Here is a 14,418-nt window from a genome sequence, read left to right on the forward strand (position 1 = left end):
ACCAATGGATATTTGGTGAGGATTCCGTATCTTATTATACCGGGATTCACGATGCAGAAAGGCCACCAAGGCCTGATACACCTATTTTTCAATAAAAAACAAACTACGCTATGGCAAGCACGCAAAGCGGCCTCTTGCAGATGCTGGGGCCTACGCAAAACATGAGTATTTACCGGAAGAGAAACGGTGAATACGGACTAAGAAGAAAAGGCAGTCCAACGGCGAAACGGTTCGCCAAAGACCCGAATTATGCACAGGCAAGGATCAACACCAGCGAATTTGGTCAGGCGGCCAAAGGCAGCGCCCTGATCCGTCGGGCTTTCCGTGCCATGATGCCCAAGGTGGCGAACGATGAGCTGCATAGCCGGCTTACAAAAGTCTGTAAAGACATCATTAATTCCGACGCCGGTCATCAGAGGGGCAGCCGCATGCTCATGAACGGAGATCTCTCACTGCTGAGGGAATTCAACTTCAGCCCCACCGGCAAGTTCAGACGGATCGTCAGTATCCCGTTGCAGCATACAGTGGACCGTACCACCGGTACCGTTAGTATCGGCATGCCTGTCTTTGCCCCTGCTGACGCAATCCGGTTCCCGAAGCATGCCACGCATGCCCGGCTGAAGATGGGTGTGGCGGTGCTTAATTTCGAGGAAGAAATGTTTACGTTCGTATCAGCCTGCTCCTCTCCTATCCCCAAGGGAAAGAAACCCATCAGCCCGGAAGATCTTACTGTGCAGATACCGGCCGGAACAAGTGATCCCCTGTTCATTGCGATGGCGGTTGAGTTTTTGACGTTGGAGAAAGGGGCTTTTAACCCTGTACCAGATAGCCAGTTTAACCTCATGCAGCTAACAGGAGTAGACATAAACGCAACCGCCGTAATACAACAAAGTCTCCCGCAGGGCGAAACTTTGGTTGTTACAGAAACGGAAGCGGAAGCTCCACTAAGCCAGTGCTACCCAAAGCTGCATAACGCTAATCTTTCGGAGAATTGCCCCGTGAATGAAACACAGCAGCTTGAGGAAACCAGTGAAAGTAAGATTCCCGATCAGCTCCCGGATCATAACGCCAGCCGTACCCATAGTCGAAAAACCACGACCGAAGCTGTAGAACGGCAGCCCGATAAGCGGCCAGCCTACAGGAATACTTCGTTACCGGAAACATCGAAAATCCGCCGACGGCATTTAAAGGCTGCCGGGAGCCGGAGGGTTCCAACATCCGGATTCGCCGTACGGCATGATGGTGATTTAATCGAACTGGCGCAGCGTGCTGTTGGCCGTGGTGTGCACCGTCTTACGGTGTGCAGGCGCGGGAGGCATGCCTTTCGTCCCGGAATGCAGGGCGTGACAGGTTCGCTGATGAAGCCGGGATAGTACGCTTTGATGGGAATGTTCTCCGGGGGAATGTCTGTTTCCACGGACTAATGCCAACCGCTTTTGAGACTTAATTGCTGAGCAGCTATGCTACATTGGTGAACTGTGTTATGCGGCGTTGGATGTGACATTGGTGAGCTTTAACAGGCAGACTAAAAAGTAAAAAATCGGAGCGCTTACGAACTCCGATTTTCTATGTTTACAAAGTTTATGTTATACCAGTACGCCACATTGGTTGGCAATGGCCTGTTGTTATTACTTATTGCTGAGAGCCCTGTTAAACGCTGGCCAAACCTTTGACTCTCTGATAGAAATCGATTACTTCAGATTCTCTATTCTATTCTCTATTTCTGCCAATCTTGCCTCCACCGCTTTCCGTGCCTTATCCTGCTCAATGATATACAGCGTAAGTTCTTCCACTTTCTGGAGAAGCTTTCTGTTCATTTCTCCGAGGTCCTGACCATCGCGGGCTATATCAGCTGCGGTAGGCATTTCGGGCAGGTGTTTGTTTTCCCGGATATAAAGTGCGAGATCCGAAAGCGGTTGTAGCTGGTAATCCGGCTCGAATACGAAGTCGGGCCAGTTAGCGTTTAGTTTAACCACTGCCTTTGTGAAAAGTGCACTACCGTTTACGGCAAGTTTGTGCCCGTGTGTAACGGGGGTACCGATACCAACTGAGCCGTCTGCTTTTACCACGGCGAGATTGACACCCATGGAATTAATGGCCAGCACATTGGCAGTGTTGATCCTCGTTCCCATAAGGGAGCGCCCATCGAGGATCACAGCGGCTTCATATGCACCGGCAGAGGCCACATCTTCCGACTCGCCTACGAGGTATAAACCGAAAGTATGCCCGGGGTTATAACCACGCCCTTTTATGGAGGGAATATACAGCCCGGCAGCACCTGTAGCGTTATTAATTTCCAGATAACCATTGGCAGAACTCACATTACCTACCGTAAACATTGCCTGACGAGTCCCGTGAGGAACATGAATGTGAAGCTTGCCAGAAGGTGAGGCTGTTCCGAGCCCAAGCATTCCATTTTCATGCAGGCGCATAACCTCAATCATATTCGCACTGCTCAGCCAGTTCTTCAGTGAAAAGATCATGGCGCTGTAACGGTTAGCATCAGCTGTACGCTCCGTTTCAATACGAGCTACTTCTGTACCGGCAACATCAAACTTGATGCCGCCAACTGACCCCATTACATCACTATTACGTGTAAATTTCAGGTAAGATGGCGCCGCATCGCGAATCTCGAAACGTTCGGTGGGATTAGTTGAAGTACCGACGCCGGCAGAGCCTGAAGGAGGCCAATGGTTGCTTTGTGCGTTTACAGACAGGCTAACAAATACGGCAGCCAGCATTAAGGTAAGGGATCTCATTGTCATTTTAAATTGGGTTATAGACTATACAATATATTAAAAATACTATTAGTAAGACTTATTTTTCACTAACCACTCAACCTCCCGCATCACCGCCCCTTCATCCATCGCACCCTGCACAAATTTCCGGTACTTCTTCCCCGGATGAATAAACAGCGTAGCCGGGAGGCTTCCCTTCCACTGTGCATCAATTATCGAAGCGTATTTGTTGGCATTACTTTCTTCCATCCACCATACTTCCCCGGTAAGACCGAGCTTTTGAATGAAAGCATTTATCTGATGAGGATATGCATCATCGAGGTCGAGGCTGAGGTAGATGAATTTGACGCCGGGGTACTTTTTAGCGGCTTTCTCGAAGTAAGGGAGCTCTTCCACACAGGGAGCGCACCAGGTGGCCCATAGGTTCACTACCACCGGGGAATCGGTGCGGTTCAGGCGGGATTCCAGTTCCGCGGGACTTACCCGGGTTACGGCAGCTGCCATCCAGAAGGACCATATCATCACGAATGCATTCATAGATCTTCTTCCTTAAATCCCCAATCCGTCAGCAATCCGTTTCGCTGGGCTTCAGGCAGGGATGGCGTATTATACTGGCCGGCCAGTTGCTTCTGCCGCATGGCTTCGTAAATACTGACTGCCGCTGCCACTGAAATGTTCAGGGAGCGGATGATGCCCATCATCGGGATCACGAAATTGCCATCCGCCAGCGCCCGCACATCTTCACTCACACCAAATTGCTCGTTGCCGAATACCAGCGCCACCGAACCGGTGAAATCGATATCGTAGAGGCTCAAAGCCCCATCGGCCAGGTGCGTCGTATAGATTTTATCGTATTTACGGCGGAGGATGGTTACCATTTCCTGCGTATTGGTATGCTGGTGAACCGTCAGCCACTGCGCGGCACTGGAAGAACTCTTAACACCCCAGCGCTTATGGCGCGGCACTTTGGTAGTGAGTACGTGTATATCCTGGATGCCGACAGCATCGCAGGTACGGAGCACTGCGGAAACATTATGGGGGTCTTCCACATTTTCCAGCACCACCGTAAGGTTGGCCTGACGTTTGTTAATTACCGATAAAAGCCTTTCTTTCCGTTCCGGTGTCATGCCGTTGTATATATTTGTGTCAAAATTAATGAATTTAACTGCTGATATGCGATATACATTCATCTGCCAACAATTAAACATCAACAATAATATCCTATGAAACTGAAAAAGGTACTGAAAGGTATCGGCATCGGACTGCTCGTGCTGATAGCGATCCTGATCGCCATCCCGTATCTGTTTAAAAGCCAGATCATTGCCAGGGTTAAGACGGAACTGAACAAAAGCCTTAACGCCAAAGTGGATTTCAAAGACGTGGATATCAGTCTCTTCCGCCGCTTCCCCCGCCTCGCTGTTGCCCTTGAAGAGCTGCAGGTGACCGGAGTACAGCATTTTGAAGGCGATACCCTCCTCGCCGTTCGCCGGCTCGATCTGGCACTTGACCTGATGAGTGCCATCAAAGGTGAAAATATCAGTATCTACAATGTTTCCCTTCAGCAGCCCCGCATCTATGCGTTGGTAGACGAAGAAGGCCGCCCTAACTGGGACATTGTGAAGCCTGATACCGACACCGCAGGCGCCGCACCGGAAGATACTTCCAAAAGCGAATTCGCCTTCAGCCTGCAGCAATACAGCATCGAAGACGCAGTGATTAAGTACGACGACCTTCAGGGCCATATGCACCTCGCCATTGAAGGACTTAACCACAAAGGTAAAGGCGATTTCACACAGGATAATTTCGTACTCAGCACCAGCACCACCGCTGGCAGCCTGAGCTACGCACAGGGCTTCATCCCCTACCTGCTCAATACCAAAATGGAAATCCTGGCCGATATTCAAATCGATAACAATGCCGGTAAATACTCCTTCAAAACCGATAAAATTTCCATCAACAACCTGAAGCTCAGTACCGAAGGTTTCTTCCAGCTGGTGAACGACAGCTCCTACAACATGGATATCAGCTTCCAGGCACCCAGCACAGACTTTAAAGACATCCTTTCCCTCGTACCCGCCGTTTACAGCAAGGACTTCGCCAGTATCAAAACATCCGGCGCAGCCACCTTTAAAGGCTTCGTAAAAGGCATGTACGCCGGCGAACAGATGCCGGCATACGAGCTTCACCTCGGTATTAAAGACGGCTTCTTCCAATACCCCGACCTTCCCAAGCCGGTGAAGAACATTCAGCTGGCTGTAAACGTAACCAACCCCGATGGCGTTCCCGATCATACTATCGTGGATGTACCACAGGCGCACCTGGAAATGGATGATAGTCCGGTAGACCTCCGCCTGATGATCAAAACGCCCATCTCCGACCTTTACCTCGACGCTGCTGCCAAAGGCCGCCTCGACCTTGGTAAAGTAGGTCAGTTCGTAAAATTCGAAAACGGGACCAGGCTGAGCGGTTTACTTGATGCCGACCTTCAGGCACGTGGTTACATGAGCGCTATCGAGCGGCAGCAATATGAAGCCTTCCACGCAGCAGGTAAAATATCTGTTGCAGATATGGCGTATAAGAGCAAGGATTATCCTGATGGCGTAAACGTATCATCGCTGCTCATGACCTTCAATCCGAAAAACGTAACAGTGTCTGATTTCAAGGGTCAGTATCTCGGTACCAATTTCAATGCAAACGGTGAGGTGAACAACCTGCTGGCATACCTTTTCCAGAACGATGCGCTTAACGGCCGCCTGGCCCTCACCGCCGATCAGGTGAACCTCAACAAGTGGATGGCCACCGGCGAGGCTACTCCGGAAGGCAAGCCTGCAGATACTGCATCCAGCGTACCTTTCGCCGTTCCCAACAACCTCGATTTCACCCTGCAGGCACAGGCCGGCAAAGTGATTTACGATAAAGTGGACCTCAACAATCTGAATGGCACCCTCCTCGTGCGCGATGAAGCCGTGATCATGAAAGACATCAAGGCCAATGCTCTTCAGGGCACCATGAAAATCGACGGCTCCTACTCCACCAAACTCGATAAGAACAATCCGGATATCAACTTCACCTACGATGTGAAAGAGCTGGATGTACAGGAAACCTTCAAAGCTTTCAACACCGTGCAGAAGCTCATGCCTATCGCTCAATTCCTCAGCGGTAAAATGAGCAGCCAGATGACGGTGAATGGTAAGCTGGGGAAAGATATGTCTCCCGTATTAAGCTCGCTCTCCGGCGATGGCAACCTCCTGCTTATCCAGGGCTTCCTGAAGAAATTCGCTCCCATGGATCAGCTGGCCAATCAGCTGAATGTAAATGCGCTGAAAGATATCTCCATCCGCGATATCAAGAACTATTTCGCCTTCCAGAACGGCCGGATGACGGTGAACCCTTTCCGCATCAAGATGAACAATTTCAATATGCTCGTGGGCGGTTCGCATGGCTTCGACCAGTCGATGGACTACACCATGCAACTGGCACTGCCACGAGCATTGCTGGGCCAGCAGGGTAACGGGCTGGTGAATAACCTCGTAAAGCAGGCAAACAATAAAGGTATCCCTGTAAACGTGGGTGATACGGTTTATCTCAACGTGCTGCTGGGTGGCAACATCATGAAACCTTCTGTGAAGACTGATCTGAAAGAAGCTGCCGGCAAAGCAGCCGAAAACCTGAAAGATCAGGCAACCGCTATGGTGAAGAACAAGATCGATACCGTGCAGCAAACGCTGAAAGATTCACTGAAGCATGTAAAAAATGAGGCAGTAAACGCAGCGAAAGATGAGCTGAAGAAGCAGCTCCTCGGCGGGAAAGATACCACCGGAAACAGCGGGGGTATACAGGGCGCAGGCAAAGCTGCTGAGAAAACCCTGAACAATACGCTGAAAGGATTGCTCAATAAACGCAAAAACACCGCAGCGGATTCAACAAAGAACTGAGTTAACTTGTAATAATAAGCGTGGCACACATTGTGTCACGCTTTTTTTATGGACAGCATTATACAAAACCCCTTCTGTAATGCCAGTTTACTGGCCGGGCTGCTGTTCCTGTTCATGGGCCACATGATCCGGCGGTACCCTCCACGCAGTATGAATACCTGGTACGGCTACCGTACTTTCTCTTCCACTATCAATCAAAGCACCTGGAACGAAGGCAACCGCTATGCCGCCTATGTATCGCGCTGGCTGGGCTGGATACTTTTCCCGTTTGGCGTATTAATGGCGTTAATTTTCAGCAGGCAGACGGATGTTTTCCTTTACCTCACAGTTACGCCTGTGATAGTAGGGGCCTTACTGCTGACAGGCATCACGGAGTGGCACCTGCTGCAGGAATTTGATGAAGACGGTGCGCCCCGTAAAAAGGACGGCGGACAAAAAAAGCCCGCCGTTTGATGTATTATTTCCTGCTTAGTACCAGCACCGCAGGTACCGGCCGCTGGCCCGAAGGGTCTGATGGTTTGATGGTATTCTGATCATTGACGTATAATGCGGAAGATCCGCCGCCATCGAGGTTCAGCGCTTCCACGCAGCCGAGGTCGGTAAAGATCTTCGCCATCTCTTCGAAGTTGGCGCCTTCTGCCACACCTTTATTCCGCCCTTCTATCACCATGAGTAATATAGTACCGTCGGCCCGGTAACCAATCGCAGAGCGCGGATGCAGTGCAGCGATGCTTTTACCCATCCCTTCCTTTTCGGTGGTAATGAAAACCTGTCCGTTTTGAACGAGTACCGGTCCGCCGCCTACGGCTTCACGCACCTTCCACTTTTGTGCACCTGCAGGCGTGGTGCTGGTGGGCTCCACATTTTCTACGGGAGCGTTGTATGCGTAGGGCGTTCTTTTCTTTCCCACATTATACACCCAGGCTACATCCGGCCGGCCGCGCTTATCTATCCCGAAAGCCCCGCGGGTAAAATACTTCTTCGGCACGGCATCCGTTGCGGGCTGGGGGTTTACGGCAAACACCTTTCCTTTCTTCACAACAATGTTAAGGTTACTGTTGTCTTTGAACGAAAAGAAGGTAGTGTTCATAACGGCCAGTGTACCCGGGCCAAGGATACTATCGTACTGAATGGGCGTGTAGCGCTTACCGGGAAAAGCTTCCACGGAAAGGCGCAGATTTCCGGCCTTAGGGGAAACCTCGAGGTAATAAGCCCTGAAAGGCCTGCCGGAGATGGAATCGGTAGTTTGATAAACGCGCGCTCCTTCGGGGAGGCCTTCGTTATGCGCAGCAGAAGGCTGCCAGCGTAGTTGCGCCATGGCGGCGCAGGGGAGCATGGTAAGGAAGATCAGCAATGGTTTCATGATCCGAAAAATATAAAAACTATGTAAATAGTTTCCCGGAAACTATAACGTTCAGCCCCTTGTGCAGCGCTAATTTTGTGTTAACAAACCTACCGAAGATGAACACATATCAATTGCAGCTGAACGTTACCCAACCTGTTATTGCCGGCCGGGAAACCTTATTCCAATTCAGGCCCGCTACGCCTTTCCGCCTGCAGGATTCGCATGAGCAGAAAATTCATACCATCATCGTCAGCGACGATCTTAGCTTCTTTACCCACATCCATCCCATCGAAAACGGAAACAGTTATGCAGTGCATGCCGCGCTGCCACATGGCGGCCGTTTCTGGGTATTTGCGGATTATGTACCGGAGGGGCATCATCAGGTGATCGATCGTTTTGAAATACATGCCGAAGGTGATACTGTTCCTTCACATGCTGCCTGTCAACCCCAACTTACTTCCACCGCCGGCGATTATACGCTGGAACTTCATCTTGATCATGGCCCCCTTAAGCAGGGACATGCCATGCTCTCAGCCGGACTTTCCAGAAATGGCACTCCCATCAACCCCGAACTGCTGGAAAACTACCTGGGAGAGAAAGCGCATGCGGTACTGATCCATCAGGAAAGCAAGGCTTTTGTACATGTACACCCCGAAGTCCGCAACGGACGCTTCGTACTCCATGCCGATCTGCCTCATGCAGGCACCTACCGTGCCTGGATTCAGTTCAAAGCACAGGGAACCATCCACACCACCGATTTTGTACTGGAGGCGAAGGAAACGCCTGTAGCGGGGCATTCCCATCATCATGGGCATCATCACCATTAACCCGGTCTGTGGAGCTAAATAAAACGTCTCTAACGGTAATGAAACCGTATTCATGTAGTAATCGTGTGGTATTGCCGTATTAATGGCCTTCTGCAGCATGCTGGAAATGCAGGAAGGCCATTTTCAGTTCAATTGATTTACAGCTATTTAAGAGTAATTTCCATAAAAAAAGCCCGGAACCAATTGGTTCCGGGCAGCTATTTACATTACAGTATGTCTTAGTTGGCTTTTCTGCCGCTGAAGATGTGTTTTTCAGCGTGGTAGGAAGAGCGTACGAGCGGACCGGCTTCCACATAATCGAGGCCCATACCGTAACCAATCTCACGGAGTTCGGCAAACTCATCAGGATGCACGAAGCGGACAACGGGAAGGTGTTTGGGTGTGGGCTGGAGGTATTGGCCGAGTGTTACCACATCGCAACCATTATCGGCCAGGTCCTGCATAGCCTGAACGGTTTCCTCCTTGGTTTCGCCGAGGCCGAGCATTATACCGGATTTGGTACGCATGCCGCCCTGTTTGAGCCTGCGGATTACTTCGAGGCTGCGGTGGTATTTAGCCTGAATGCGGACCTGCTTGGTGAGGCGCTCCACGGTTTCAAGGTTATGAGATACTACTTCGGGGGCTGCTTCAATCACACGGTCCAGGTTATCCCAGATACCCCGGAAATCGGGAATGAGGGTTTCCATGGTGGTTTCCGGGTTGAGGGCACGAACGGCCTTGATGGTGTTAGCCCAGATGATGGACCCACCGTCTTTCAGCTCGTCGCGGTCTACGGAAGTAATAACTGCGTGTTTCACTTTCATGAGGAAAATAGCCTCGGCCACACGCTGAGGCTCATCCCAATCCACAGGTTCCGGGCGGCCGGTAGCTACAGCGCAGAAGCCGCAGCTGCGGGTACAAACGTTCCCGAGGATCATAAAAGTGGCGGTACCTGCGCCCCAGCACTCTCCCATATTGGGACAGTTGCCGCTTTCGCAGATGGTATGAAGCTTATGGGTGTCTACAAGGTTTCTGACCTGTCTGTAATTTTCTCCGATGGGGAGCTTAACTCGCAGCCAGTCGGGCTTTTTCACTCTGGGCGCTACCGGTTCGGCGGCGATTACTGGTAATTCTTGCATCGCAAATCCTTTCTTTAATAAGTGCAAAGTTACTTATTCCAGCGTTTACCTAATTGCAAACCTACATAAGCATTGATAAAGAAGGACTTACTATCCTGATCTACCATTATTTGCACCTTTTTCGTATAATATTCAGCATTTACCCCTACTTCCAGGGCAGATATTACATCGTTGAATTTAGCCCAGTCGAACCGGAAGCCGATTTTGGCATGCAGTCCCGGGTTGATCTTAATCTCGCTCAGGCCTTTGGTGAACCCTCCGGGGCCATAAATGAGCTCTTTATTCAGGAAGTCGGTACGTATTGAGTCGTTAAACTTAACGATTTTCCGGTTGTCGTTATCACCGGCATCGTTCATCAGTTCGAGGTAATAAGGTTTCATGAGGCCCACGGAAATGCCGCCGTAGTAGATGGCATTTACTTCGATACCGTTTTTATTGCCTTTGCCGCCAATGAGCCGCTTCTGGCCAAGGCCGAATTTAGCCTGGTAGAAGTTATTCATTTTACCATACACGTATGGGGCACTGCTGATGTAAAACCCGGCGATCTGGACACCGTAAGAGGAGCGGTCCTGCTTCGGATGTTTCTTTTCCGAAAACTCGAACTGGAAGTAATTTACGATGGTAGCGCTTTTACGGTATCCCAGCTCCATGAAGCCGGTCCACCCGTCGGTATTGAGCCGTGCGCCCAGGGAAAACTCGCGGTTGTAAAGGTTTTCACCTTCCTCAATTTCGCGGAACAGGGAAATTTTCCGAAGCCTTTTCTGTTCTCTTTCCTCCTTTTTGGCAGACCGGTCAGACTGTGCATGCAATGCGAGGGAAGCCAGCAGGAGTATTAAAAGTGTGTTGAATTTTTTCACCGTGTAGCGCAATTATATTTTATTAAACGCGGGATATCGTTTTATGTTTTATTCCTATACAAACATACACAAATTTGTTCGTAGTTGTCCCGGGGCCTGTTGTAGCACAGTACGGGGCAATTTCTTAAAAATACGCTTATTTTTACATCAAAAACCATCCATATGCAAACGGCTGCCATCCTTTATAACGGCGAACTCAGAACATCGGCTACCCACCTCCGCTCCGGATCTTTGATTGAGACGGATGCGCCGGTAGACAACAATGGCAAAGGCGAGCGTTTCTCTCCTACCGACCTGGTGGCTTCTGCACTTGGCTCCTGCATGCTCACGATTATGGGCATTAAGGCGCGCGACAAAGGCTGGAACATCGACGGTACCAAAGTGGGCATTGAAAAGATCATGGGTACTGAACCCCGAAGGATCACCGGTGTGAAAGTGGTGTTCGATTTCCCACAGGGCCTCGACCTGGACGATACAGCCCGCAAGATCCTCGAAAATGCGGCGCTTACCTGCCCGGTGGCTAAAAGCCTTCATTCCGACATTCAGCAGGACGTGACCTTTAACTGGTAAACACATTTCCAAACGAATACGGCCGCCCTTCCGGGGCGGCTTTTTCGTATCACCATTCCTCGTGCCAGCCGGCTTCCCAATCGCCCCAGGCTTCTTCGCCCAGCTGGGTGGCCACCCAGGCTTCATCTCCCAGCACTCCCTTTCCCACCCTGCAATCCAGGCACTTCTTTTCATCACAATACTGCTGCCGCAGCTCTATCAGTGCCTGAGATCCGCTGGCCGTCTTCACTTCGATCCCTTCTTTAGCCCAGGCCCTCAGAATGCGGTTGTTTTCCGGCTCCAGCGCTTTCCACAGTGCCAGTCCCCGGTTACGGTGCGCATCGCTCCGGAGGTACATGCCATAAGCATATAAGAGTGGCGCTACTGCATTTATCAGGATATGCCTGACCGCCTGCCTGCCCATGGTGCCGGTACGAACCGATGGGATATCGAACCGGTAATGATCGTCCCAATACGCTGATGGCCGTACGGAAAGGAGGTTCTCCAATGCCGCAGGGGTTTCATGGTCCTGCATGGCGGAGAATAGATGCTGCTCCTTATGCAGCAAAGCAGCCAGACCGGCGATCCGGATCGTAGGGAAAGATGAGGGGCGCATCCGGAGCCAGTGCCAGTTATGGGGAGCCATGGGTGTAAGGCCGTACTTACGCTGCAGGAAGCGGTATTCATCCAGGAGGGCGCGGTGGTAAGGGTCCCTGGCTTTATCTTCCAGCAGGCCGGCCTGGCCGAAAAGCAGGGCTTCCAGGGCAGGGAGGTTATGGCGGAGGCGGGAAATCACCCGGAAAGGGGTACATGCCATCAGTTCCCGGAAAGCATCTGTATTTACCGGCATTCCAAAGCAGGCAGCCACAGCACGGAGGCATATCTCCTCCCAGTTGGCCTTTGTTTGCCGGAGCCAGCCCAGGAATACCCCGGCCTTCCGCTCCATACGCGTAAGCGTGAGGGCATCCAGCCACTGGTCCCACACGCTGTCGGGCACACGGGCCAGCAGGCGCGAGCAGGGCAGGTCGTCTGCATTATCCATTAAAGCATGGTAGCGCCGGAGGAGGAATTTAGGCACCCGGGGCTGCAGTTCCAGCACGGGGATGCCGCAGGAAGGGTCATCGTGCTCGAATACCACGTGGAGGATCACCTTATCGTATTGCGGATTGTGCTGGTGGCCATGGCGCAACCAGTCGGAAGTTCGGTAGTGCACTTCCACGTTCCCTGCCCATAGCAGGGGGCCTATCCGGATACGGGCGGCGGTAAAATCGGGACCGGCATGGCGGTTAAGCTGGCCGGGATGGAGTATTTCGAGGGGCTCGCCTGTAACGGTACACAGGCGCTCCATGTTAAACCTGCCGGAATACCAGATGAACTGGAGGAGCGACTCCGGACAGAGGGGGGTAACAAACGATTTCATTAAAATAGTATTATAATCCGTTCATAAATTACCATAAAAAAATAATAAAAATCGAAATTCACAGAAGGAATTTGGAAATCTGGCTTTCCTGCCGTTAACTTTGCGGACAGTTCTTTAATATCACTTATCCAGAAAGGCAGAGGGTACTGGCCCGATGAAGCCTTAGCAACCAATTCCGCTCTAAGCGGGAAAAAGGTGCTAATTCCGGCCCCGGATATTGGGGAAAGATAAGTTGGCAGAGATTTTCCTTTTAGCGCACTTACCTGTTGCGATATGCTCTTCCAACCCCCGGAAGGGCTTTTTTGTTTTCATCTGACATAATGTGAACTTTAATTACCTGTACGTTTACAGCGAACGTTGCGGCATTGCCGTTTCGTAAAAACAATGATCAACCATGTCCGTTATCTGCAGGGGTAATGCAGGCGGCGGAGAAACAAAATTGAACACAGATGAAACCATCTACACAACTGATTCACAGCATCCCGATAGATGAACTGACCGGGGCGATCTCAGTGCCTATCTACCAAACGTCTACGTTTGTGCAGGAAAGCCCGGGTATCAATAAGGGGTTTGAGTTCTCAAGGGCCAACAACCCTACAAGGAAAGTGCTGGAAGACCTGATCACCAACCTCGAAGAAGGGTATGCGGGATTCGGCTTTGCCAGTGGCATGGCGGCTATTGATGCCGTACTGAAACTCCTGAAGTCGGGGGATGAGATCATGGCGGTGGAGGATACCTATGGTGGCATCTTTTCCATATTCAACCACATGTTTGAGCGCTTCGGCATCAAGGTCAACTTCGTGGACATGAGCGATACAGACAAAGTGCTGGAAAAGATCACGCCCAAAACACGGATCATCTGGCTGGAATCGCCCACCAATCCAACGCTGAAAATATCCGACATCAAATCTATCAGCAAAATAGCCCGGCAGCATAATATTCTGCTGGTAGTAGATAATACTTTCAGTACTCCCCTGCTGCAAAAACCCATTCCCCTGGGTGCAGACATTGTGATCCACAGCGCCTCCAAATACCTCGCCGGGCATACCGACGTAATTGCAGGCCTCGTGGTTGTAAACAACAAAGCCCTCGCCGACCAGGTGAGGTTTAACCAGAATATTTCCGGCGGCATCCTCAGCCCCTTCGAAGCCTGGCTCACCATCCGCGGCATCGAAACACTGAGCCTGCGGCTGGAGAAGCAATGCGCCAACGCATTAGCCATCGCCCACTGGCTGGCCGATCACCCGGCGGTAGATAAAGTGTTTTATCCGGGCCTCACCACCCATAAAAACCATCACATCGCCCGTAAGCAACAAAAAAGCTACGGCGGCATGGTCAGCTTCTCACTGAAAGATGATCTTATCAAAAACGCCATCCGTATCGTGAACGCCACCAAACTCTTCAAGCTCGCTGAAAGCTTCGGCGGTGTGAAAAGCATGCTGGCCCACCCCGTTACGATGACACACCGCAATATTCCGGAAGACTTCCGCCGTAAGGCAGGCCTCCAGGATTCCTGTATCCGCCTGTCTGTAGGTATCGAAGACGCGGAAGATCTTATCAACGACCTGAAACAAGCTTTAGATAAACTTAACCAGCCTATCGGCAAACAAATTACCGTACTGCAATAAA

Annotated in this window: 13 protein-coding genes and 1 riboswitch; of the genes, 6 read left to right on the plus strand and 7 right to left on the minus strand. The window is 51.0% G+C overall.

The window, feature by feature from the left end; genetic code table 11:
* Nucleotides 1-110 precede the first annotated feature (110 nt).
* The gene (locus DEV76_RS08735; RefSeq protein ID WP_109697250.1) at nt 111-1,373 is read left to right on the plus strand and encodes a hypothetical protein; all 1,263 of its coding nucleotides are present in this window, start codon (nt 111-113) and stop codon (nt 1,371-1,373) included.
* 318 nt (nt 1,374-1,691) lie between these two features.
* On the opposite strand, the gene DEV76_RS08740 is transcribed toward DEV76_RS08735, so the two are convergent.
* From DEV76_RS08740 to DEV76_RS08750, 3 genes are read right to left on the minus strand one after another with little or no spacing between them, the layout of a single operon-like run.
* Nucleotides 1,692-2,765 carry a hypothetical protein gene (locus DEV76_RS08740; protein ID WP_157962789.1) on the minus strand — a complete coding sequence of 358 codons (1,074 nt, stop codon included), beginning with the start codon at nt 2,763-2,765 and terminating at the stop codon, nt 1,692-1,694.
* Nucleotides 2,766-2,807: 42 nt separating this feature from the next.
* Complete coding sequence (locus DEV76_RS08745; protein WP_109697253.1) at nt 2,808-3,275, minus strand: TlpA family protein disulfide reductase; 468 nt, start codon at nt 3,273-3,275, stop codon at nt 2,808-2,810.
* Nucleotides 3,272-3,865 carry a TrmH family RNA methyltransferase gene (locus DEV76_RS08750; RefSeq protein WP_109697725.1) on the minus strand — a complete coding sequence of 198 codons (594 nt, stop codon included), beginning with the start codon at nt 3,863-3,865 and terminating at the stop codon, nt 3,272-3,274. Before DEV76_RS08750 ends, DEV76_RS08745 begins: the two co-directional genes overlap by 4 nt.
* 96 nt (nt 3,866-3,961) lie before the next feature.
* On the opposite strand from DEV76_RS08750, the gene DEV76_RS08755 reads away from it, so the two are divergent.
* Together DEV76_RS08755 and DEV76_RS08760 are read left to right on the plus strand one after the other, a co-directional pair.
* Nucleotides 3,962-6,673 carry an AsmA-like C-terminal region-containing protein gene (locus DEV76_RS08755; protein WP_109697255.1) on the plus strand — a complete coding sequence of 904 codons (2,712 nt, stop codon included), beginning with the start codon at nt 3,962-3,964 and terminating at the stop codon, nt 6,671-6,673.
* A 48-nt stretch (nt 6,674-6,721) separates the two neighbouring features.
* Complete coding sequence (locus tag DEV76_RS08760) at nt 6,722-7,126, plus strand: SdpI family protein (RefSeq protein WP_109697257.1); 405 nt, start codon at nt 6,722-6,724, stop codon at nt 7,124-7,126.
* 4 nt (nt 7,127-7,130) lie between these two features.
* Here DEV76_RS08760 and DEV76_RS08765 read toward each other — a convergent pair whose 3' ends face one another.
* On the minus strand, nt 7,131-8,036 hold the full coding sequence (locus tag DEV76_RS08765; RefSeq protein WP_109697259.1) for a phosphodiester glycosidase family protein: 906 nt from the start codon (nt 8,034-8,036) through the stop codon (nt 7,131-7,133).
* A gap of 98 nt (nt 8,037-8,134) precedes the next feature.
* Between DEV76_RS08765 and DEV76_RS08770 the strand changes: the two genes are divergently transcribed.
* On the plus strand, nt 8,135-8,845 hold the full coding sequence (locus tag DEV76_RS08770) for a hypothetical protein (protein WP_109697261.1): 711 nt from the start codon (nt 8,135-8,137) through the stop codon (nt 8,843-8,845).
* Between the two features lie 218 nt (nt 8,846-9,063).
* Here DEV76_RS08770 and lipA read toward each other — a convergent pair whose 3' ends face one another.
* The gene (gene lipA / locus DEV76_RS08775) at nt 9,064-9,963 is read right to left on the minus strand and encodes a lipoyl synthase (protein WP_109697262.1); all 900 of its coding nucleotides are present in this window, start codon (nt 9,961-9,963) and stop codon (nt 9,064-9,066) included.
* A 29-nt stretch (nt 9,964-9,992) separates the two neighbouring features.
* Entirely contained in the window at nt 9,993-10,820 is an 828-nt protein-coding gene (locus tag DEV76_RS08780; RefSeq protein WP_157962790.1) for a hypothetical protein, read from the minus strand.
* A 162-nt stretch (nt 10,821-10,982) separates the two neighbouring features.
* Between DEV76_RS08780 and DEV76_RS08785 the strand changes: the two genes are divergently transcribed.
* Nucleotides 10,983-11,390: an OsmC family protein gene (locus DEV76_RS08785; protein WP_109697266.1), complete on the plus strand. Its 408-nt coding sequence runs from the start codon at nt 10,983-10,985 to the stop codon at nt 11,388-11,390.
* A gap of 49 nt (nt 11,391-11,439) precedes the next feature.
* Here the strand turns inward: DEV76_RS08785 and DEV76_RS08790 are convergent, their stop codons facing one another.
* On the minus strand, nt 11,440-12,789 hold the full coding sequence (locus tag DEV76_RS08790) for a DUF2851 family protein (RefSeq protein ID WP_109697269.1): 1,350 nt from the start codon (nt 12,787-12,789) through the stop codon (nt 11,440-11,442).
* 121 nt (nt 12,790-12,910) lie between these two features.
* A riboswitch (SAM riboswitch) is annotated at nt 12,911-13,023 on the plus strand.
* Between the two features lie 215 nt (nt 13,024-13,238).
* Between DEV76_RS08790 and DEV76_RS08795 the strand changes: the two genes are divergently transcribed.
* The gene (locus DEV76_RS08795; RefSeq protein ID WP_109697271.1) at nt 13,239-14,417 is read left to right on the plus strand and encodes a trans-sulfuration enzyme family protein; all 1,179 of its coding nucleotides are present in this window, start codon (nt 13,239-13,241) and stop codon (nt 14,415-14,417) included.
* The last annotated feature ends 1 nt before the right edge of the window (nt 14,418 follow it).

This window comes from Chitinophaga deserti, from assembly GCF_003149455.1.
GTDB classification, from domain to species: domain Bacteria; phylum Bacteroidota; class Bacteroidia; order Chitinophagales; family Chitinophagaceae; genus Chitinophaga; species Chitinophaga deserti.